This window comes from Acinetobacter sp. 70_2, assembly GCF_056736115.1.
Genome location: NZ_JBWZIP010000015.1, coordinates 1187330 through 1206762 on the forward strand (window position 1 = coordinate 1187330; position 19433 = coordinate 1206762).

26 protein-coding genes and 1 pseudogene are annotated in these 19433 nt (G+C 36.6%); 5 read left to right on the top strand and 22 right to left on the bottom strand.

Features of this window, described 5'->3' with window-relative positions:
• Nucleotides 1-8: 8 nt before the first annotated feature.
• From AC1PJ9_RS14585 to AC1PJ9_RS14635, 11 genes and pseudogenes are all read right to left on the bottom strand, one after another.
• The gene (locus AC1PJ9_RS14585) at nucleotides 9-989 is read right to left on the bottom strand and encodes a major capsid family protein (RefSeq protein ID WP_311087672.1); all 981 of its coding nucleotides are present in this window, start codon (nucleotides 987-989) and stop codon (nucleotides 9-11) included.
• A gap of 3 nt (nucleotides 990-992) precedes the next feature.
• Complete coding sequence (locus AC1PJ9_RS14590; protein ID WP_311087673.1) at nucleotides 993-1463, bottom strand: structural cement protein Gp24; 471 nt, start codon at nucleotides 1461-1463, stop codon at nucleotides 993-995.
• 18 nt (nucleotides 1464-1481) lie between these two features.
• On the bottom strand, nucleotides 1482-2678 hold the full coding sequence (locus tag AC1PJ9_RS14595; RefSeq protein WP_311087674.1) for a DUF2213 domain-containing protein: 1197 nt from the start codon (nucleotides 2676-2678) through the stop codon (nucleotides 1482-1484).
• Nucleotides 2679-2741: 63 nt separating this feature from the next.
• On the bottom strand, nucleotides 2742-3686 hold the full coding sequence (locus AC1PJ9_RS14600; RefSeq protein ID WP_311087675.1) for a hypothetical protein: 945 nt from the start codon (nucleotides 3684-3686) through the stop codon (nucleotides 2742-2744).
• 17 nt (nucleotides 3687-3703) lie between these two features.
• On the bottom strand, nucleotides 3704-4516 hold the full coding sequence (locus tag AC1PJ9_RS14605; protein WP_311087676.1) for a phage head morphogenesis protein: 813 nt from the start codon (nucleotides 4514-4516) through the stop codon (nucleotides 3704-3706).
• Complete coding sequence (locus tag AC1PJ9_RS14610; protein WP_311087677.1) at nucleotides 4461-5795, bottom strand: DUF1073 domain-containing protein; 1335 nt, start codon at nucleotides 5793-5795, stop codon at nucleotides 4461-4463. Before AC1PJ9_RS14610 ends, AC1PJ9_RS14605 begins: the two co-directional genes overlap by 56 nt.
• 8 nt (nucleotides 5796-5803) lie before the next feature.
• A complete protein-coding gene (gene terL, locus AC1PJ9_RS14615) occupies nucleotides 5804-7333 on the bottom strand; it encodes a phage terminase large subunit (RefSeq protein WP_311087678.1) in 1530 nt (509 codons plus the stop codon).
• A complete protein-coding gene (locus tag AC1PJ9_RS14620; RefSeq protein WP_311087679.1) occupies nucleotides 7311-7787 on the bottom strand; it encodes a DUF2280 domain-containing protein in 477 nt (158 codons plus the stop codon). The genes terL and AC1PJ9_RS14620 overlap by 23 nt, the downstream gene beginning before the upstream one ends.
• A gap of 58 nt (nucleotides 7788-7845) precedes the next feature.
• Nucleotides 7846-8487: a putative metallopeptidase gene (locus AC1PJ9_RS14625; RefSeq protein WP_311087680.1), complete on the bottom strand. Its 642-nt coding sequence runs from the start codon at nucleotides 8485-8487 to the stop codon at nucleotides 7846-7848.
• Nucleotides 8456-8923 (bottom strand): hypothetical protein, encoded by a 468-nt coding sequence (locus tag AC1PJ9_RS14630; RefSeq protein ID WP_311087681.1) that lies wholly within the window; start codon nucleotides 8921-8923, stop codon nucleotides 8456-8458. The genes AC1PJ9_RS14625 and AC1PJ9_RS14630 overlap by 32 nt, the downstream gene beginning before the upstream one ends.
• A gap of 11 nt (nucleotides 8924-8934) precedes the next feature.
• Nucleotides 8935-9124 (bottom strand): annotated as a pseudogene (locus AC1PJ9_RS14635) (hypothetical protein).
• Between the two features lie 175 nt (nucleotides 9125-9299).
• On the opposite strand from AC1PJ9_RS14635, the gene AC1PJ9_RS14640 reads away from it, so the two are divergent.
• Nucleotides 9300-10148 (top strand): hypothetical protein, encoded by an 849-nt coding sequence (locus tag AC1PJ9_RS14640; protein ID WP_311087682.1) that lies wholly within the window; start codon nucleotides 9300-9302, stop codon nucleotides 10146-10148.
• Between the two features lie 78 nt (nucleotides 10149-10226).
• Here AC1PJ9_RS14640 and AC1PJ9_RS14645 read toward each other — a convergent pair whose 3' ends face one another.
• The 11 genes from AC1PJ9_RS14645 to AC1PJ9_RS14695 form a co-directional block, all read right to left on the bottom strand.
• Entirely contained in the window at nucleotides 10227-10904 is a 678-nt protein-coding gene (locus AC1PJ9_RS14645) for a hypothetical protein (RefSeq protein WP_311087683.1), read from the bottom strand.
• A 322-nt stretch (nucleotides 10905-11226) separates the two neighbouring features.
• Nucleotides 11227-11379: a hypothetical protein gene (locus tag AC1PJ9_RS14650; protein WP_311087684.1), complete on the bottom strand. Its 153-nt coding sequence runs from the start codon at nucleotides 11377-11379 to the stop codon at nucleotides 11227-11229.
• A gap of 224 nt (nucleotides 11380-11603) precedes the next feature.
• Nucleotides 11604-12149 (bottom strand): hypothetical protein, encoded by a 546-nt coding sequence (locus AC1PJ9_RS14655; RefSeq protein WP_311087685.1) that lies wholly within the window; start codon nucleotides 12147-12149, stop codon nucleotides 11604-11606.
• Nucleotides 12146-12550 carry a DUF559 domain-containing protein gene (locus tag AC1PJ9_RS14660; protein WP_311087686.1) on the bottom strand — a complete coding sequence of 135 codons (405 nt, stop codon included), beginning with the start codon at nucleotides 12548-12550 and terminating at the stop codon, nucleotides 12146-12148. The genes AC1PJ9_RS14655 and AC1PJ9_RS14660 overlap by 4 nt, the downstream gene beginning before the upstream one ends.
• 66 nt (nucleotides 12551-12616) lie before the next feature.
• Entirely contained in the window at nucleotides 12617-13651 is a 1035-nt protein-coding gene (locus AC1PJ9_RS14665; RefSeq protein ID WP_311087687.1) for a replication protein, read from the bottom strand.
• Complete coding sequence (locus AC1PJ9_RS14670; RefSeq protein WP_479762094.1) at nucleotides 13648-13758, bottom strand: HNH endonuclease; 111 nt, start codon at nucleotides 13756-13758, stop codon at nucleotides 13648-13650. The genes AC1PJ9_RS14665 and AC1PJ9_RS14670 overlap by 4 nt, the downstream gene beginning before the upstream one ends.
• Nucleotides 13759-13772: 14 nt before the next feature.
• On the bottom strand, nucleotides 13773-13955 hold the full coding sequence (locus tag AC1PJ9_RS14675) for a hypothetical protein (RefSeq protein ID WP_479762093.1): 183 nt from the start codon (nucleotides 13953-13955) through the stop codon (nucleotides 13773-13775).
• A gap of 105 nt (nucleotides 13956-14060) precedes the next feature.
• Nucleotides 14061-14354, bottom strand: coding sequence for a hypothetical protein (locus tag AC1PJ9_RS14680; RefSeq protein WP_311087689.1), 294 nt, complete (start codon nucleotides 14352-14354; stop codon nucleotides 14061-14063).
• Nucleotides 14351-14617 (bottom strand): hypothetical protein, encoded by a 267-nt coding sequence (locus AC1PJ9_RS14685; protein ID WP_311087690.1) that lies wholly within the window; start codon nucleotides 14615-14617, stop codon nucleotides 14351-14353. The genes AC1PJ9_RS14680 and AC1PJ9_RS14685 overlap by 4 nt, the downstream gene beginning before the upstream one ends.
• A gap of 59 nt (nucleotides 14618-14676) precedes the next feature.
• Nucleotides 14677-14961 (bottom strand): hypothetical protein, encoded by a 285-nt coding sequence (locus tag AC1PJ9_RS14690; RefSeq protein ID WP_032026796.1) that lies wholly within the window; start codon nucleotides 14959-14961, stop codon nucleotides 14677-14679.
• A gap of 29 nt (nucleotides 14962-14990) precedes the next feature.
• Nucleotides 14991-15245, bottom strand: coding sequence for a hypothetical protein (locus tag AC1PJ9_RS14695; RefSeq protein ID WP_272345401.1), 255 nt, complete (start codon nucleotides 15243-15245; stop codon nucleotides 14991-14993).
• Nucleotides 15246-15400: 155 nt separating this feature from the next.
• Here AC1PJ9_RS14695 and AC1PJ9_RS14700 point away from each other — a divergent pair, with 155 nt between their 5' ends.
• From AC1PJ9_RS14700 to AC1PJ9_RS14715, 4 genes are read left to right on the top strand one after another with little or no spacing between them, the layout of a single operon-like run.
• Nucleotides 15401-16069 (top strand): LexA family protein, encoded by a 669-nt coding sequence (locus tag AC1PJ9_RS14700; protein WP_311087691.1) that lies wholly within the window; start codon nucleotides 15401-15403, stop codon nucleotides 16067-16069.
• 25 nt (nucleotides 16070-16094) lie between these two features.
• On the top strand, nucleotides 16095-17000 hold the full coding sequence (locus AC1PJ9_RS14705) for a hypothetical protein (RefSeq protein ID WP_311087692.1): 906 nt from the start codon (nucleotides 16095-16097) through the stop codon (nucleotides 16998-17000).
• Nucleotides 16993-17445, top strand: coding sequence for a hypothetical protein (locus tag AC1PJ9_RS14710; protein WP_311087693.1), 453 nt, complete (start codon nucleotides 16993-16995; stop codon nucleotides 17443-17445). The genes AC1PJ9_RS14705 and AC1PJ9_RS14710 overlap by 8 nt, the downstream gene beginning before the upstream one ends.
• Nucleotides 17445-19430, top strand: a complete 1986-nt coding sequence (locus tag AC1PJ9_RS14715) for an AAA family ATPase (RefSeq protein WP_311087694.1) — start codon at nucleotides 17445-17447, stop codon at nucleotides 19428-19430. Before AC1PJ9_RS14710 ends, AC1PJ9_RS14715 begins: the two co-directional genes overlap by 1 nt.
• Nucleotides 19431-19433 lie beyond the last annotated feature (3 nt).

The following is a 19433-nucleotide window of genomic DNA, read 5'->3' on the forward strand; positions in this document are numbered from 1 at the left end:
AGTTATCCTTATTCAACATCGTAGTAGCGGAGAGAATCGACACGTTTTAAATAGACACCTTCATACATATAGTGTCCCGGTGTACGCATCACATAATTGATAGGTTGAGCTGCCAAGAATTCAAGTTCATTACAACGGAAAGTAATACAGCTCGGATCACGGCGATAAATGATACTGCGGTCAGTACCACCTTCACCTTTACCTTCAAGCATACTTTCGGAAGTGAATGTCAGTGTTTTACCTTGCATTGCAAAGGTGTTCTTTTCCTTAATGTATTCCAGAAAAGTCTTACCCGCTGAATCCGGAACGATACGGCTTGCTAGAATAGTGAACTTACTCTCAGGCATCACGAAAGTATCTGGTTGAATACTGCCATCGAACTTAGAGGCATTAGAAGCACCTTTAATTGCCTTATTGATATCGGCAAGAATGACCTCTACTGTAGCAGTCGCATAATCAACCGTAGAAGTAATCACCTCTACACCAGTTTGATTATAGAAACCTAGCAAACCAGTTTCAGGCTCGCCAAACCAAGCGACATCACTCATGTGATTTTCATAGGCCAATCGAGCTGCTGCAACTTTGTCAGTGGTTAACTGGATACCGGCTTTCAATGCTGCTGCCGCATCAAAAATACTAATTTCATAACCAATAACACCAGGCTGTACGGTGAGTTTCACTTCGTCATACATCACTTCTGCTAATGGCACATCATTACCTTGACCTGAGAAACGCTTACCACGTCCTACACCTTTCTTACGTTGTAAGACACTTGCAGATCCGATGACCGCACCTTCTAAGCCTTCGATAGGTAAATATTTCGCATAAGCTTGTGCTTCAGCAAGTTGCGGTGTCATTTCATCAATTGATTCAAGCTTTAGCAGCAACTTGGCAAAGTTATCTAAATTAAAGGCATCACCTACGGCGATCTGCACCCCATGTGCAACTGCCGATAAGCGAATTTTCATCTGTTCTAATTGTTTTGACATTGATTATGCTCCACGTAATCGAAGGATTGCCAAGCCATCTGGACCCGTAATGGTTTCCCATGAGGCATTAGGTAGTTCTGTTGAATCTAATGCTGCAGAAGAAAGTGATCCAAGCGGCGCTTGCGCTGTAGGGTTTGCGGTACGTACATAAACCTTCGCGTTGATATCAATCACAGGTGCAGTAGGTTTTACCCATATAGAACCAATTTGCATTACAGGTGCGCAGTCCTTAGCTTGATAGGCTTCTTTACCTAAAGCGTTTTTTCCTGATTTACCGACGTGCTGTAAAACCACCACACCAAACTTTGTATTGGTAGAATCAATTACCGCGCTAACTGTTTTTCCATCGGTAGACTGCACGACCACTTCACCGTCACTTATCACGGTATTACCCGCGACTGGTAAAGATAAAATTTCCTCGGGCATGTGCAAACGAGCACGCATACCCGGAATAGCTTGAGGGGTTAAAGACATTCTCTTTTCTCCAGTATCTTAGAAGCTTTGTTTCCACGCTTCTTTTTTGTTGTTAGGTTTAGGTTCTCCGTCTTCTGGTTTGCCATCACCAGCTTTTACTTGCTGTTGCTGGTGAAGTGCATCACTAACTGGATTAGAAGGATGAATACTTTTCAGAGCAGATAAGGCTCGGAATGCTGTATCAATCTGCTCAGGCTTTGCGTCACCGACTGACACACTACCCAACACTGCCCCTACCAATGCATCACCCGCTTTTGCCGCAAGCACATCACGTTTGATTTGCTCGCATGTGCACCCTTCAGTTTTAACTGTTGGCACCAATGCTTTAGCATCAGCAATCACAGCAGCGCGTTCTGTTGCCGCTTGTTCAAGCTTTTCAGGCGTCATCTGGTTCTTTTCTAGATCACCGACTTTCTGCTCAAGCGTGGTTTTATCGGTATGCAATTGATCTACAACCGCTTGAACAGCGTTAAGTTCATCACCGATTGAAAATTGCTTATCACCGACTTTAAGCTTTGCAGCTTTTAAGTTGTCGATTTGCTCTTGCTGGATCTTTAATGCATCCACCAAAGGCTTGTTATCGCCAATGTCAAAACGCATACCGTTTACAATTACTTCCATTGTTTTACCCCCTGGTGGAGTTTGCTTTTGGTCACCGATGCGACAATCACCACCACAGCGTCCGTATTTAACGAGCGCTACGTGATTGCCAATAAAGTTAATAAATTTTGCTTGGTACGGCGTGCCATCTGGCGCCGTACCCTGCTCAACGATTAATAAGGCTCCATAGCCAAGCGACATTTCTAGCCGTTCGTTGCTTTGGATCAGATCAATGCTGATCTTGTCTTTAATGAGCAAATCACCGACCAGATAATCGCCTTCCTGTCGAACGTTCTCACAATAGCCAATGTGATAATCCTTCCAGTTTGATGCGTTAATTTCATTCTTAGGTGGGTGATAGTAAGTAGCATCTACACTATTGAAGCTTTGAATAGCCTCTGGCTTGAAAAGCTCTTCTGCTGGCGTGTAGACATTGATGACTTGATCAGCGGTATAGCCTTCCAATGATGGAAACTCATACGCATAGTACTGACGTACTTGAGGTGCTTTAGCTAAGCGAACATTGACGCATTTCAGATACCCCTCTTTGGTAAATGAGCGTGTGGATTCACTTGGAGCAAAGCCACCTACCTTGAAGCGGTAAATGTTTTTCATAAATTGCGCTCAATAAAAAACCCACCAGATGGTGGGTTTGAATATTTAAACTTTAATAAAAGACTACAAACGCGCTGCTCTAGAATCTGAAACGGTTTCATCATATCTTTCAACAAATTTTGTAAATTTATCTCGATTTATATTATAACTGCTCAGCCAATTAGCTACAGCATGGCTAAATATATATACTAAATCCATAAAATTAAAATAATAAATATCATCTCCACCTAAATCAGGCTTTTCATTTGAGCTTGAAACGTAGAAAGATATTCTTCTAACTTTATTATTAGTTACTTTTTTAGAGTGGAGATTTGTCATATGCAATAAACCATTTCTTAACTCCCATAACTCACAAGAAGTTATCCCAATGCTTTGTAAATCTGAAAACTCATCCATCCACTTTATAAATACATTACCCTCATTACCAAACTCAATGTATGAAACACTATCAATAGCACTCAAAAGCAATTTCATAGCTGAAACATACAAGCCATTATTAAATAAAAGTTTTACACCAATCATATAATCATCATTAATCAACTCCTGAAGTTTTATTCCATCTTCATTCGTATATTTTAACAGCCAATCATCTTGATAACCTTTAATGCCTAATTGTTGTCTTAGATTTTCCACTGAGTAATTATCCGGTGAAGTTGTCGCATTAAAAAAAACCTTTCCTTCTTTAATTGGTGTTCGAATAAATAATGGGCTAGATGAAGCACCAACAAATTGGAAAAACTCTTCCAATTGAGGTGATATCATTTCTCCCAATCTATCAAATGAATTATATTCTTTCAGTGTATGTACATTTTTAGGCTGAAAAGATAATGAATTTTTATAATCATTATCAACGTTAGCTTTTAAGAATTCAAATTTTTCAGCATCACTTTGAAAATTAACCTCATGAATTACATAAGATAAATTTTTACATTCACTCCTTTCATTAAAAATCGTAAAAATATTATAGATTTTTTCCACCATACTCATCATTCCACCAACCGATGTCATCAGTAATTTAACATTTATTATTCAATCAAAATATCCTCATAATTAGGCAATGCCGTACAACGACACCGAATAGGCTGACCGGGATGTCCACCATCTGGTGGTGAATCCCATCTAAATATCTTTCCTTGCTTATGTTGATGATCTAGACGTACACGCTCATCTTTGGCCGTTTGCCATGTATAAGTCTCAACACCCATTGAAAGCTGTCTGGCTTGGTTAATTTGGCCGTTAATCTTACCCATCTGATCACTAGCAATAAGACGTGCTCGATAGTCAGTAGATAACCCTAATTGCTTAATTGCTTTGGCCAACTCTTCATTTGTTTGCCCAGTCTGCAAAGCGTTGGTAATTAATACCTCAAGCTTATCGGCATACTGCTGAGGAATAGACTTAATCAAACTAACGTTTGAAGTTATGTTTAGGTCTACTTCGTCTTGAATATCTGCAGCACGATAGAACGGCGTTAGATCCACACCAATAATCGTTTTAGTGTGCTCTGCAATTTGCTTGTCCACTTCCTTTTGAGTATCTGTCACAACCTTTGTGGCCAACGGTCGGGAAATCTCAACAACATATTTAGTAAGCTTTTCTCTAAATGAAGTCATCATTTCGGAAAACCAAGCATCACCAATGTTCTGACCTACTGTAGGAATAACTAATTCCTTTGTTTGTTCCTGACAGTATTTAGATATAGCTAGTAATTGCCGTGTGTAATAAAGCTCTACACGGCGATTTACTTTTACCGGTCTAAGCTTGGAAGCCTTACGGCCTTTCTTACTCTTCTTCGCCTGCTGCAGGTGAGGTTTCAGCATCTGAATGATCGTCGACATTTAGCTTCACCATTATTTCGAGCTCTTTGATATGAGCTTCATCAATCACTGAATAAACACCATCAATTACAAGCTGTCTGGCTATCTGCGGTTCTGTAATGATGCCCATCTCTAAATATTTGGCATCCCGTTCAGAATTAGCTTTTTCAACTTCTGCACGGACTTTATCGTCTAATTGCCAGAGTGGATTAAATACAATATCTAAACTTGGTATTTGACGACCGAAAGTTGCCTGACAAATAACTGCTAGAAGCTTTAGCATGAATGGCTTTAACATCCAGGTTTGTTTAGTTGCTATGGAGTCATAATAGTTCCGTGTGTCATGCTGACCAGTAGCATTTAAACCAGCTGGAGATTGACCAAACAAAATCGTATATGGCATTTCAGCTGCACCCGATGCTTGAATAGAAAACTCCCGCATAAGATCAGGTAGGCCTGCAAAGTTATAAGCTTTGGAATCATAATCTTCTTCGGCATCCAGCACGATCATGCCGTTTAAGCCTTTAAGCAATCCGACACTAAGAAAACGTTCAGCTACGGCTTTCATATCCTCTTTAATTTTGTCCACCAGACCAGGTGTTCTAATCACATCAATCTTTGATTCATGTACAAGACTGGCTGAACCCTTTTTAACAGCGGCATGATCTAGCAGATCTTCATATACTTCCTGAAGAATACTTTGCGGTTCTTCATTCACGACATCGGCATGGCAGAATTTAATTAAACGGGTATGGTGGATGCGTTGTGGTGCCTTGCCATCCATTTGTAGTTTGTAGAACTCAGGTTGCTTTAATAATCCACCTGCATCCTTAGGTGATAAGTATTTAGTAGTATCGGCCTTAATATGCTTTTTCTTGAGTATTGTGAAAAATTCTAAACGACCAATGCCTAACTTGTTTAAATCAAACGGTTGATCTAAGTCACCGCCGTCAACGGTTCCTAGAAGCACATAACAAACGCCATATAAGCGAGAAAGAACCAAGCTAGATAAGAGAACCCTATCTAAGTTAAAAGCCTTACACGCTTCTTCTAATTTGATTAGGTCGCTATCTTGAATTCCCTCATAGAACCATCCAGCTCTAAGCATGTCACTTGCTGGGCGATTGACGATACGTTTTGCTAACCAGTGTTGATACACCGCTTCTAATTGTTCATCAGGAATAATTTTCTTAACGAATGTACCGTGTGAGGCTTTATCACGTTCGGTACCAATATTTGAGACAAAGTTTGTGTACGCCCCTGCATCGCCAATTGCATCGGGATTTTTAGTTTCGGCCATAATTTCCTCTAATCATCAAATACAGTTGGCTTCTTAGCTAATGAATCATTAATTGCATCTATGGTTGGATCCCACTGGTCGTCATGATCATGTGTCATGTCAGCCGTGAGTCCTTCAACTTCTTCAATGTAGTTCAAAAGCCATTGTGCGTTTGCAGGTAACCAGACACGGCGTTCCTCAACGTAGAACACCACATCCATGGTTCGAGTGAGCTTGTCTGTATCACGCTGAATTGCCCGAATAGGTAATGTGGTCTGTCTAGATATGGATTGGATCAGTCCGGTACCACTCGACTTATCTTCTACGGCCATATAGCGAAGCTTGCCGATCTTGGTGTTGCTGTCCTTATGTTTATTAATAAAAGCTTTAGCCTCTTTTAAGAGTTCTGGTGCTTCCCATTTGCCGCGCTTCACATCAATGATGTAAAGATTATTGTCATAGCCAAGACCGGCGCATAAAAACACTGAGAAGTCATTATGCTCTTTAGTCTTTTGCGCGGTATCTGCCCAAATTGCCCGCCATTTAAGAACAGGTAATTCCTCATAACGACCGAACCATTCAGCTTTAACGAGATCACCACCCAACTTTTTAGGATTTTGCATGTATTGACTAGCAAACGTATAGCGTGACACTGTGGCGCCATCTTTATCTTCACCACCTTTCTCCAACTGCAGCAATGAGAGTAAAGATTCTTTTAGCGGCCAGTAGCTTTGTCGTCCTTTCACGTCACGCTCAACATCGCGTGGAATTTTGTGTTGTATGTGCTCTGGTAGCTTATTGATATATTCATCATCGATAAGTGCGGGAATACTGATCTGTTCCCACTCACCAGGTACATTACCGGTCATTACAAAGTTAGTCGGATCTTCAACATGTAAACGCTGCATGATCAGAATAATTGGTGTATCAGATTTGGCTTTACGCGAGTTGACAGTATTTAAGATTTTACGGTTAGCTTTACGTCTAGCGGTCTGGCTAAATGCATCCTCAGGCTTTAATGGGTCATCAAGAATAATCGCACCGGTAAAGCCCTCATTGGCTAATGTACCAGCACGGCGTCCAGTGACCTGCCCACCCATTGAAGCAGAATAAACATGACCAGCATCGTAACCATCAACTGTAGTTTTCCAGCTCGACTTAGCATCCGTACTGGTAGAGATCTTTACAGGCCACAAATTCTGAAAGTCTTCTGACTTAACAATGTTCCTTGCTGTTGTAGATACATCCTCTACAAGTGATTGCGAGAAAGACAAATACAAAAATCGTGATCGAGCATTACGCGCTATGCCACGTGCAATAAGGTTTGTAAGTAATTCAGTTTTACCACTACCCGGTGGAACGTTAATAACTAGGTTTTTAACCTTGCCCGCAATTACCTCGTCAATTTTGTCGGCAATATATTCATGATGCCAATTGACTGAAAACTTAAAGCCCATGCGAGGCAAGAAAAAAGCACGAGTGAAAAATAAATGTTCTTTCTCACATTTAATCCTCTTAGCTTTGGTTTTAACAGGATCAATATTCGTTCTCGAGTTCATCAATCGCCTGCCTTACCTGCTCATCGGTAGCAGTCACGTAGGTAATATTTTCGCTTTGTAATGGACCACCGCCAGCGCCTGTAATTTCAGTCTTATTCGTGTATTTACCGCCAATGTCCTCAGCAGCCTGTTTAAGAATGCTTAGCGCTGCTACACGGTTTCTACTATGCTTTTGATATTGGTTTTCATAACGCTGTAATCGCACCGCTAAATTTGCAATAGGGATCGCCTCAGGCTTACCCAAAAACATTTCGCGAGTCTTTTCAAAATCAATTCTTAATTCTTCGCTAAGGTTCTCACCTGCCCGCTTAGTTGGGTCGTATTTCTCACACTGCTGTTTTGAGACTTTTATCCCGTATTCTTGGTTGACGAGCTCAGCAGTTTCTGTGGGTGTATTAAATACGGCAAGTGAGCGAACTATAAAGAGTTTTACCTCTTTTTTTAGAGCCGCCATATCCTCAATCCTGTCAACCTACGTCAACCTAAATAGCCAAAAAAAAGAGCCTCAAGGCTCAAGTAATTACACAGTTTCCACAGCATTTAGAAATATCTAAATCGGAAACAAAGGGCGGGTTTTTAGCGACTTCAATAAGCCGCTTAACATTTTCATTTGCACCCCAGCGTTTAACAACACCGATAAACTCTTCCACATCGTGACCAGCTAAATAGTGCTTTGGTAAGCCAGTATGATCACTGTAAATAATCTCACCGTCTGAGTCTCGCTCTACACCGATGTGATATAGCTCATGTTCAAGCAAAGCACAGAACTCGCTATCGTTTGCCTTTTCACAAAAGCTTGCATCGATAGTGATTAAGTAAATTGGAACGAAACCGAACCAATCACGCATTTGCTGCTCTTGGCGGGCTTTCTTCCAGCCGCCTTGTTGAAACATTACTTTTTCGCACTGGCCTAACACCATTCGTTTAGCTCGCGTATAAGCAGAAGAGGCCCATGCAAAAGCTAAGAACCCATCATTGTCATGAAGCATCTCAGCGATATGGTCATGATCTGGATTATGTAACGGTCCACCAAGCGTTAGAAAATTAGCAACGATCCAGTTTTTTAAATCGGGCGCAGAAACAATACGAATTGCTTCCTCTTCATCTGCTTGGTCAATAAAATCAGTTGGAGGAAATGGTCTGATCTGATCCATTAAATATTTGCCTCTTTAAATTTTTAAGCCACTGGCTAGCGTATTCAGTCCGCAATTGCAAAGGTCCAGACTCATCAACTCGGCAACTTGATGCTGTCTCTATGCGAACTGCTGTATAGCCCATCTCTTCTGCCACATCGTAACGATCTAGACTCCAAGCTTTATTTTTAAGCTTACCCTTACGACCTCCAAACCAAGGGCTACCAGCAATTTCAACTAAAATACGATGTTCAATTAAATGAAAATCAAACCGCCAATGTTTTGTAGACTTAAATTGGAATTTCTTTTCATACTTAATTTCCAGATTATCTAAAACTTCAGTAAGTTCTTCTTCTGCCTCTAAGTACTTTTGGGTAGCCTTAGGCAGTGGTCTACTTTTGGGTTTAGTTCTGGGCTCTTTTTTTCTTGTGAGCCAAAAATAATCTTTATCGTCCATAACCAAGCCCCTTAAAGGAAGCACTCAGGCTTATTGTTTAGGCGAGCAATTAATTTGTTTTGCTTTGCTATAGCCAAAAAATCGCTCATCTAAGTGAGCGATCTGTTCTGTAGACAATCATTTCGTTGTACAGCATCCCAAATGATTAAGCTCAATTTGGAGCTGAGTAATTTCACCTGTTAATTTTTGAAATTCAGCCATAAATGCTTCAATCAGGCAATAAAAAATCCACAGATTGGTGGGTTTTACTTTTAGCAATTTTTTAATTTTAAAAGTCTATTTTCAAAAAATATAAAATAAGTTGAGTAGAAAAGACCTTTATTAATTCATATACTTCTTGGTAATTACAATTTACATAAAATAGAAGAAATTCTTAATGATTGAAAATACTACCTACACTAAAGAAATTGTTATTTGTTTTAATCTAAAAAAACAAGGGTTGAGAAAAGTCTTGTCAATCAAAGAAAGAAATAATAATGACTTAGTGATTATGCCAAAATATGCTGAACACTATAGAGAAGCAAATACACTTCCTGATAATATTATTAAAATTAAACACCAAAAGTATTCTGTCCATTGTAGTCCAAATTCAAAGGATTTTAATGTTTGTATGCATAATCTAGAGTTGTCTGATGGGCAAATAATTAGAAATCCTCATTATACGAAGACAATCAAATCCAATTCTGGAAAACTTGCCGTCCTTTACTTTTGTCGATCTCCCGACCTCTCTATTGATAGGTACATAGTTAGTACTAAAGATCAAAAACTTGCCTACTGTTTAGATGAGTTTGACCAAAAAGCAAATACACTATTCTATGGGATATTCATTTGTAGTAACGAAAGGAAATCTTTTTTATCTTTTAAAACTGGAGAACAAAATTATAAAACATTTAATTTTAAAAATTTTACAGTAATAATTGTTTGGACTTATCAATATCTTCCCAGTCACTCTACTGGTACAAAAATCCACTTTCTTTCCGTTGATGATGAAAAATTAAATCAAGATGTAGGCTCTAATTTTTTTTGCACTACTGAGGGGTTAACTGGAATTGAAGCAAAAAAAATAACCCATAACACCTTCAATAGTTTAAAACAAGAATTTGTCACGATTTTATTGAAAAGTTATAACTTGGAAAAAAAAGATTTTCCATTATTTGAGTTCCCCCATAAAAAAAGACCTTATCAATTGAGAGCCGATCGTAAAAAACAAAAGCCCCGCCAATAATCGATATTTAGCGAGGCTCTTTTGTGCCGTAATACGTCCGGCAAGAATAAAAATATACAAACTCGGTTAATAAAAATTTTATGAAATACTCTTTATGATTGTTTTACATTCATCAATAATCTCAAGAACATCATCGATGCATATTTGTTCAACAATACAAATCCTTTTAGCTAAACCGTTTAGAGAGGTCCCCATAACTACTCCGAGACGTGTATCCAGTCCTATCCAAAATCTATCGTGAAACCGATCATTTTTATATAAATTGAATTTTATTTGAGGATATTTGATTCTTAATTCATCTTCAAATAATTTGATATTTTTACTTATTTTATTAGCTTTTTCTCCTTCATCTTTCCTTGAAATTATCTGTAATTCTTTTGGCGAAATAGCAGATTTTTGAAATACATTAAGAACCAAGTCAACTATATCTTTTCCACCATCAAAAAAATAAGGATCAATAATCAAAATTTTTTCATCATTCCGTAGTAATGACATTTTTAATGCTAATTTCTCAGCCAAATGTTCTTTGTCATCTGGCTTAACCAGCATTTCCATACTGGCTGTATAATCATTATTCTTTAATTCATGTTCATAAAATAATTTGCAATAAGTATCTAAGCTATAAGGTCCTACCATTTTAAAACCAGGAAAATTTTTAAGTGAATTTTTGATTTCATTTTCAACGCTAGTTAAATACTCAACCTCTATTTCTATATTTTCCATATTTAACAATAAAAGATAGTAATTGCTAACCATGACAGCTCTCCATAAATAGACTGAAGAGAGTGTATATCTAAATTATTGTACTGATTTCAATATTGTTATTTTTTATCTAGGCAAGAAATATTTGACTTATTTACTATAAGAGGATTACCATACCTTCTGCATTTATATAATAGTTGTTACCTATGATCAACAAAAAAGCTCATCGAATAATGAGCTTTATAATCTGGTTAGCATGGTGCCCCTCCTTCAGGGGGAAATGCTCTATACATTTGATCTAATTACACAAATTTATGACGAAAAAAAAGCTCACATTTCTGCGAACTTTAAAAAAATCAACTTTTTGTCAGTCATCTTAGCCTTGACTTAACAAGACTATACTTACAACCATTACAAGTAAAGTAAGTACAAATGCTAATGCAGGAACAAATGATACACTAAGTGTGCCAAATAAAACCGCAAAACCACATAAATGACTCGCTGAACTTGTTTTTGCAAGGTTCGCCATAAGCTACTTCTCCCATAAACATGCTATCCAGCTCTTGATGAGTTGGGAGATAGCAGCCCAGACTGTGCTCTGATTCGTTTTTTAAAGCCAGTTGACTTCCGGTAGAGCACCCCAACTGGATAACGAAAAACCCATGCAAATGGGCTTTTAAAAAACTAAGTCGCTTTCGGTTAAACCTTAATACGACCAGTATATAAAAACATTACCTTAAATCCGTTTAGCTGTCAATTAATTGTTCTGTTTAACTTTTTTCTATATTCACCAACATAAAAATCTATCTCGTCCTCCATATCCTTAAGCATGATATCAACCATTAGTCCAAGATATGCGTAATTCTTGCTATAAGTATCTGCTTTAACTTCGTCTATCCCGCAAAGCTTTAATTGCCCCTGTATTGTTCGGTCTTCTTTAATATAGGGGCGCATTGAAAAGAATACCTGCATGCGAGCAATTTTCATGCAAAATAATTTCAGATCGAAATGGTGTCGCTGACGTTCTTTGATCGCAGCTTCATGCAAAATTGATCCGATATGTTCTACAAGTGTCTTAAATGCTTGCGTATTGTCACGAGAATCACCCCATACCAACATTTCGCAATATGCCTTAGTTACATCATCTTCAATTGATGCAATTGCCCCACAACGCTCTTCCCATGTTGGTGCTTTCTCTCCTGTCGAGACAGCAGAAGTTTCATAGCTTGCCGTTTTAGCTCTCATTTGCTGACTGACCCATTCAAGATTTGATAATTCTTCTGTCACTGCTACACTCATCTTTCACTCACCATTTTCTCTATCTGCTGAACCGCTAAACCTGACTTCACTTGCTCTGTACTGAACCGTAAAACTGTAAAACCCATCATTGCCGCCGAGTTATATTTCTCCATATCCCCGATGTAACCTTTGCCTCTTGTATGACGTCCACCACCTGCCATCCAAATACCGCCTTCCACCTCAACTAGAATCTTCGTACCGGTAATCAGAAAATCAGCTCTCCATTTACGTTTTGGATGGAATTTATATTCCTGCTCAAAACTGATCTTGCATGCTCTTAGGTGTGTTGCTAGTACCGTCTCGCCTTCACTTGGTTGTCTGGTGCCTTGCTTTGCTGAACGGCGTTTCTTTGTCTTCACTGGAAATAATTCACGGTATTCAGCTAAACTCATGCTAGACATGCAAGCCCCTTTCAAAAGCGTAGAACTCATCATCCAAGAGCGCTACGTTGACATCGTAGAGGTCTATCATGCTGCCCCCTTCAATGAGCCTTTGAACCCGACTTGCTTGAGATACGGTTCCCATTGTTTGGCCTGAACTGGATCACTAAGTTTTACGGCGATACGTGCTGCAAGTTGATCGTAGCTTTCCCCTGCAGTTGCAAACTGGCTTGCGAACTCAGGATGAACGGAAAGTTTTTGAGCGAAGGTGTGAATCTGTTTGTCGCTGAGTTGATTTGAGTCTCCCTGCGGGACTAGAACCCGCGTCGTTGTATTTTTGTTCTTTGCCTGTTCTCGTCCTTGGTATTTCGTTAACGCATTCAGCAACCAGTCAGCAAAGAGATAAATCTTGAATTCAGGTGAATGATTTTTCCCTTCATTGAAACTTTCAAAAGCATCAAGTTCTCGTTTGAACCATTTCGCCTTGAGGATGGTTTCAGCTTGTATCGAATCACTTGCCGAAACAATTTGATCTTTTAAATTTTTCAAAACCAACCAGCTCTTTTTTTTATTTTGAGAGTGTTTTTTGATAGTGTTACTTTGTGTGTTAAAAATTTTTACTAGTTGCGGTAAAAAAATTTTACTAGTCTGGTTAAAACTTTTAACTAGTAAAGAATTTTTACTAGGAAAGTTCAGACGGATTTCCCCTACCTTTTCATTAGTCTGATATGCAGTTTTGGGGTAGTTAAAATTTTTAACTATTTCATTTTTAAAAGGCGTGAATTCTTGAACTAGTAAAATTTTTTTACTAGGGAATTTAATAAGCTCACCAATGTTGTAATGATCAATCAGTGAATAAACATTCCCATATTTAGATTGGTGGTGCTTCTTGATCAACCCCACTTTGACTAACTCATTAAGACATTTAACGACTGTTGGACGGCTCTTTAATGACAATTCCTCCAATTGTGTAAGAGAAAGCGCATCACTCTCTTTTGTCCAGCCACGTGTCTTTCGTACAATCAATAGATAAATCTTGACTGAAGCATCGCTAATCTTATTCATTGCTTCATCAACAAAAGCATTAGCAACCATGAATGAATTTGGAACGAACTTACTCATACTTTCGCCTTCTCCATTTCAAGGTTTGTCCCTTTTCTTGCATTACACACCCGGCATAAGGTTTGTAGGTTTTCCATCTCATCTCCACCACCACGAGAGACTGGCACAATATGGTCTATGGTTAGATCTGAGGTACATTCGCAATATAGACAAGTAAAGTTGTCTCTTTCAAAAACAGACTGTCTGATTCTTTTAGGAAGTGTTTTGCGAGATTTGCGCTTAGTGCTTTCTCCATACTTGTTTGCGTAATCATGATCAATCCAGCGACATTCGAAGTCATACACATATAGATTTGCGACTTCACGAGCACACTCGACACATAAACAAATTCGGGAACTCAACCGATAAATCGGGTAAAAGATTTCTCTTGTATGGCAAATATCACAATAGATTCTTTCATCTAGACTCATTACTCACCAGCCTTAGGCTTTACATATCCGCCCATGTATTCAATCTTTTGAGCCTTATACAAACTCGTTTCAATCTCCCCAGCCAAATACAAAGTAATACGGCCACGTCGAGCGAGTTCTTGTCTAAACTCTTCACGTGTAATAGCTGCATTGTTTTCGTTGTATCCACGCTTACGGAGGTTTGCTTTATTTCGTTCAAGCATTTTGTTTAAGAGATTAATAGCAGGCTCATGCCAAGACTGAATGCCTGCTCTCTGCTTATGTTCTGGAAGGTGTTTAAATTGCTGATTCATGACACCTCCGCCCATACTAATTCTTCTGCAGTTAATCGACATTTTGCTTCTAACTCAGCAATTGATGCTGATCTAAAGAATTGAACTGGTAGAGCTAACTGCTTACCGCACGCTGACTTAACAAAAAGTCGTTTAGGGGTACTGTAGTAAAATCCAAAGACTTCAAAAATTTCGTTATGTTCCAGCTCATTAACAACCACCATGTCACCTACTACAAATTCTTCTGAGTTGAGTTCAATTGGTTGTTCTGATAAATTGCTCATGTTCTAATCTCGCTATAGATTCGAATGCCTAAAAGCCTGATTTCCGAGATCAGGCTTTTTTAATACTCTAAATTTGACTGTGTATTCTCATGGCATCCTCTGGCATCTCTTGTTTCCTTAGGATGACCCCACACCTTTCGCATACGATTGAACTTGCGTCTCTCCACCAAGAGTTTTTCTATGCAAGCTTCTCGTATCCAGTCTGCTTTTGTCATGTCGCTGGCATTAGCCACACCTTCGATGGATTCATCGGTCAAGTCATTAAATTTGACCGTTACAGGGTTATCGAGCTTTCCACCTAAAAAGCCCAACTCTCTTGCTTCATTCATTTCATCGGTTCTCATGAAAAGAGCAGCTCCCTTGCCTATTAAATTTAAGTCCGAGCTACTTCATTACCATTTTGATTTAATAAATTTGAGGTGGGATACAACCCGAAATGTTGTAATACTTCTTGCTCTGAAACTTTTCCCCCACTATGTTCTGCCAAAGCTTTACGTAAGTTCTTACGTGGTTCTTTATAGCCATACAAAAGATGTGTCTTTAGATAACCTGTTGTTGTACCAGCAGCTTTTGCATATTGATTTAGTTCATCTGGAGTCATATTCAGGATGAAATCACGAAACTTCATAGATTGATCCTCATTAATCAATCCAAATATTACCTTTTAGGTAATGTAAATACAACCTTTTTTCTTGTTTACCTTTTTGGTGATAATCGTAAACTTTATAAAAGTGAAAAAAATCACTGTATTAGTGATTTCATTTATAAATAGTTGAGTTTTTTATGGACAGCAAAACGATAAGATATAAAAACACCCGCTTTTTAGTAGATCAAATTGGTGGAGTATCTAATTTTGCTGAAAAGATTAATAAGGGACAGTCACAGACAAGTCAATTTGCTGGTACCAATCCCATTAAAGGAATTGGAAACAAAGTAGCTCGTGAAATTGAAGATGCTTTTAATAAACCTCATGGTTGGCTAGACCAAGTTCATGAAGACATAGAGCTAACAAATTTTGATAACAATATAACTGCTCCATTTCCTTTAGCAGGACGGTTAGTACCAGTTATTTCTTGGGTACAAGCGGGAACATGGACTACTGCAGATTCGGTTCCAATGGGTACACAATTTAAGGAGTGGTTACCTCCAAACCCTAAATGTGGCAAAAATGGTTACGGTTTAATTGTAGTTGGGGAATCTATGGCTCCTGACTTTAGACCAAGTGACAAAATATATGTAAATCCTGACTTTCAAATAACTGATTTAAAAACAGGTGATTTGGTTATCGTTGCATGCGACGGGGAAACGGAAGCAACTTTCAAGAAATTGATTGTAGAAAGCAACGGTATGTATTTAGAACCCTTAAACCCTAAATGGCATGAAAAAATCATACCGCTCCGTGAAGGATGCAAATTGGTTGGAAAGGTCGTTGGTTTATATAGGGATGTTTGAATAAATATAATTTTTGAGTGAGAGAATGAGCTACTTTTTAGATTATGACGGAATCCAATGGGAAAAATTCTGTGAAATTGTAATCAGATCACATTATACTCAGAGATATTTTACCAATGTACCTGCTGATGATCAGGGGGATTGTGGAATTGAATTTTATACTTCTGAGGGAAGTATTTTTCAATGTTACTTTCCAGATGTAAAGTTCTCCATGCCAGAATTTAAAAAACATGTACAAGAAAAAATTAGGGAGGATTTAAAAAAACTATCCAAATATGAAGATAAAATTGCCGATTGGTTAGATGGTGTAAAAATCCATCAGTGGGTACTTCTTATTCCTGAAAAAAGATCAAAAGAGCTCCTTAGCTATTGTAATAAATATAAAAAAATTACGATTGATCAAAATATATCATTTATTGATAAAAATAAGTTTGAAGTAAAAATTGAAACACCCCATTCATATCCAGAAGCATTTAAATATGCTTTAAAATATCAAGATTGTTCTATACATGTCCCAATAAAAACTCCAGAAGATAATGATTTCATACATCTACAAGAGACTAAACTTGATCAGAATATTAAAAGAAAATCATCAATTATTTCTAGCAATCCCTCTAGATTTGCAAAAAGTATGTCTTCAAAATATTTAAGTATGCTTAGCTTTTTAGAGGAACTTCGTATGAACTATCCGGATACATATTATCAGGTAGAAGAATGCGGTAGAATGCTACTTGAAAAAATGCAAGATCTAATTGATATAGAGGGTTTAGAACCAGATTTAGATTTTATAAAAAAAGTTAAAGAACAAAATGAAGAAGAAATACAAATAACTTTTAATGAAATACTCTCAAGATCCAATTTGAATCAATTAGCATATGGCTATATTTCAAAGTGGATAGCTGAGTGCAATATGGATTTTATAAATGAATAAAAAAATAAAAGTTTCTTTTAGAAACAAACCATACCCCTTAGCTATTGAAATGCGGCCTTTATGGAGAATGTGCCTAGTTATAATTATAGTTAAAAATATGCACTTAAAAAATCGCTCTATTGATTTAAAAAAGTTAAATATTTTACTATGGATGACTATTAAGCATCAAAATAGATATATTTTTGAGCGTTTTCTTATAGAAAAAAATGCTCCAACACCTTTTATTTCATCTGACCAAGCTAACTATGTAGCAATTGAATTAGCTTTTAATAAAAAATTAATAAAATTAAGTCATGACGAACGAATTTATTTAACAGATAAGTCTGAACATTTATATAATTTAATTTTTGAAAATAATTTATTTAAAGATGAAATAGATTTTATGAATAATTTTGGGTACAAACTAACCCAAAAAAATATAGATAAGATCATAGGAAAAATATAATGTTAGCTTTAGAAATTATACGTTTAAAAATAGTAGTTAATACACATGAACAAAAGATATTTCAAACAGAAATACCCTTTTCTAAAGGCCTTAATGTAATTAGAGCTGAAAATACTTCAGGTAAGTCAACATGTGTAAATGCTATTGCCTATGCAATGGGTCTTGAGTCAATTTTAGGCCCTCTAAAAAGTAAACCTTTTCCTAAATCTCTTTATGAATACATTCTTGATTCTAAGGATAATGGAAAAGTTTACAATGTCTCTTCTTCTCATGTTGAACTAACCATAAAAAATAATATAGGTAAAAAGGTTCTATTAAAAAGATATATAAGAGGTGATAGTAAATTTATTTCCGTTAACGAAAATAATGAAACTCAAGACTATTTTTTAGATCATTATGGCAGTCTTGGATCATCAAAATCTGAATATGGTTTCCATAACTGGTTAGAAAAATTTATGATGTGGGACTTACCTTTCGTGCCAAACTTAACGGGAGGAAAAACAAAACTATATTTGGAAACTATATTTCCCTTATTTTTTATCGAGCAAAAGCGTGGATGGTCTGAAATACAAGCAAATGTTCCAAATAATTATGGAATTAAAAATGTTAAAAGGTCAGCTATTGAATATGTGCTTGATATATCAGATTTTGAAACAGAAAATAAAATCAATAGTTATAGACAAATCATTGATAATTTAAGCCAACAATGGGAGTTTATAAACAAAAATATTCAAAGTTTATGTGAAATTTCAAATATTAATTTTTCAGGGTTAAATAAAATTGGAAACCAAGTTTTTCCTTTAGAATTCTACGCTTCTGATATAGATGCTGCTATAAGTATTCATAATTTTAAACTTGCATTAATTCAAGACTTAAATAATCTAGAAGCTTCAATTTCCACAAACTTTGATGAAGAAATTTTAAACTATAAATCTATAATAACTAAACAAAGTGATACTTTATCAAACTTAGAAAATCATAAACAACAGCTACAAATTGTCGTTTATGACCTTAATAAAAAAATTGATATAATTTATTCTGATTTAGAAAAATATAAACAATTAAAATTACTATCAGACTTAGGATCAGAAAATATCGGTGACTTAAAAATTGAGAAGTGTCCAATTTGTAATTCTAATTTAAATGATAATTTACATATTGATCATTCCACCCAGACTAAGCCTATGTCTTTACAAGAAAATATTGACTTCCTAAATGAGCAATGGATTTTCTTTAAAAATATAAAAAATAAACATTTAAATGAAATTTCTGAACAAGAGAAATCTATATTAAAATTAAATAATAATTTAAAATTAAATCAGCAAAAATTATATAACCTAGAAAATGACTCTAATGCTTCATATAGTGAAATGCGCCACAATATTAGACAAAAGATTGAAAAAGAACAAAAACTTAATGAAATACAAATATTTTTAGAAAAAGTAAAGGAATTAGAAGAGAATTTAAATAAAAATCAATTAAAGTGGCAATCTACCAATAATGCTTTAACTCAACTCCTCTCTAAAAGCCAAAAAACAAAAGCAGAGGAAGTCCTCACAAAATTAGAAACGATTATGCAGAAGAATTTAAACAAATTTGGTTTTACGGAATCTTCTATAAATCAAATTACTATTTCAAGATTAACTTATCGCCCTGAACAAAATGGTTATGACATCATTGCTGAAACATCTGCTAGTGACTATATCCGTATCATTTGGGCATACACATTAGCTATTTTAGAATTAGCACAAGATGTAAAAGTAAATGTGCAACATTGTGGATTTATAGTTTTTGATGAACCTCGACAACACGAAGCGAAAGCTCAAAGCTTATATGATCTAATTATGAATACTGCGTTAACTTTCAATCAGTCAGGACAAGCAATTTTTACAACAAGCTTTGAAAATTTTAAAGAAGCCAACCTAATTGATTTCGAGAATATTAACCTTATTTACTTTAATGATAATGAGTTCATCCTACAGTAACTA

Excerpts from the sequence above, each read along its gene's own strand:
- AC1PJ9_RS14585 (WP_311087672.1), bottom strand. The coding sequence starts at position 989 with ATGTCAAAACAATTAGAACAGATGAAAATTCGCTTATCGGCAGTTGCA.
- AC1PJ9_RS14590 (WP_311087673.1), bottom strand. The coding sequence starts at position 1,463 with ATGTCTTTAACCCCTCAAGCTATTCCGGGTATGCGTGCTCGTTTGCAC.
- AC1PJ9_RS14595 (WP_311087674.1), bottom strand. The coding sequence starts at position 2,678 with ATGAAAAACATTTACCGCTTCAAGGTAGGTGGCTTTGCTCCAAGTGAA.
- AC1PJ9_RS14600 (WP_311087675.1), bottom strand. The coding sequence starts at position 3,686 with ATGACATCGGTTGGTGGAATGATGAGTATGGTGGAAAAAATCTATAAT.
- AC1PJ9_RS14605 (WP_311087676.1), bottom strand. The coding sequence starts at position 4,516 with ATGTCGACGATCATTCAGATGCTGAAACCTCACCTGCAGCAGGCGAAG.
- AC1PJ9_RS14610 (WP_311087677.1), bottom strand. The coding sequence starts at position 5,795 with ATGGCCGAAACTAAAAATCCCGATGCAATTGGCGATGCAGGGGCGTAC.
- terL (WP_311087678.1), bottom strand. The coding sequence starts at position 7,333 with ATGAACTCGAGAACGAATATTGATCCTGTTAAAACCAAAGCTAAGAGG.
- AC1PJ9_RS14620 (WP_311087679.1), bottom strand. The coding sequence starts at position 7,787 with ATGGCGGCTCTAAAAAAAGAGGTAAAACTCTTTATAGTTCGCTCACTT.
- AC1PJ9_RS14625 (WP_311087680.1), bottom strand. The coding sequence starts at position 8,487 with ATGGATCAGATCAGACCATTTCCTCCAACTGATTTTATTGACCAAGCA.
- AC1PJ9_RS14630 (WP_311087681.1), bottom strand. The coding sequence starts at position 8,923 with ATGGACGATAAAGATTATTTTTGGCTCACAAGAAAAAAAGAGCCCAGA.
- AC1PJ9_RS14640 (WP_311087682.1), top strand. The coding sequence starts at position 9,300 with ATGATTGAAAATACTACCTACACTAAAGAAATTGTTATTTGTTTTAAT.
- AC1PJ9_RS14645 (WP_311087683.1), bottom strand. The coding sequence starts at position 10,904 with ATGGTTAGCAATTACTATCTTTTATTGTTAAATATGGAAAATATAGAA.
- AC1PJ9_RS14650 (WP_311087684.1), bottom strand. The coding sequence starts at position 11,379 with ATGGCGAACCTTGCAAAAACAAGTTCAGCGAGTCATTTATGTGGTTTT.
- AC1PJ9_RS14655 (WP_311087685.1), bottom strand. The coding sequence starts at position 12,149 with ATGAGTGTAGCAGTGACAGAAGAATTATCAAATCTTGAATGGGTCAGT.
- AC1PJ9_RS14660 (WP_311087686.1), bottom strand. The coding sequence starts at position 12,550 with ATGTCTAGCATGAGTTTAGCTGAATACCGTGAATTATTTCCAGTGAAG.
- AC1PJ9_RS14665 (WP_311087687.1), bottom strand. The coding sequence starts at position 13,651 with ATGAGTAAGTTCGTTCCAAATTCATTCATGGTTGCTAATGCTTTTGTT.
- AC1PJ9_RS14680 (WP_311087689.1), bottom strand. The coding sequence starts at position 14,354 with ATGAATCAGCAATTTAAACACCTTCCAGAACATAAGCAGAGAGCAGGC.
- AC1PJ9_RS14685 (WP_311087690.1), bottom strand. The coding sequence starts at position 14,617 with ATGAGCAATTTATCAGAACAACCAATTGAACTCAACTCAGAAGAATTT.
- AC1PJ9_RS14690 (WP_032026796.1), bottom strand. The coding sequence starts at position 14,961 with ATGAGAACCGATGAAATGAATGAAGCAAGAGAGTTGGGCTTTTTAGGT.
- AC1PJ9_RS14695 (WP_272345401.1), bottom strand. The coding sequence starts at position 15,245 with ATGAAGTTTCGTGATTTCATCCTGAATATGACTCCAGATGAACTAAAT.
- AC1PJ9_RS14700 (WP_311087691.1), top strand. The coding sequence starts at position 15,401 with ATGGACAGCAAAACGATAAGATATAAAAACACCCGCTTTTTAGTAGAT.
- AC1PJ9_RS14705 (WP_311087692.1), top strand. The coding sequence starts at position 16,095 with ATGAGCTACTTTTTAGATTATGACGGAATCCAATGGGAAAAATTCTGT.
- AC1PJ9_RS14710 (WP_311087693.1), top strand. The coding sequence starts at position 16,993 with ATGAATAAAAAAATAAAAGTTTCTTTTAGAAACAAACCATACCCCTTA.
- AC1PJ9_RS14715 (WP_311087694.1), top strand. The coding sequence starts at position 17,445 with ATGTTAGCTTTAGAAATTATACGTTTAAAAATAGTAGTTAATACACAT.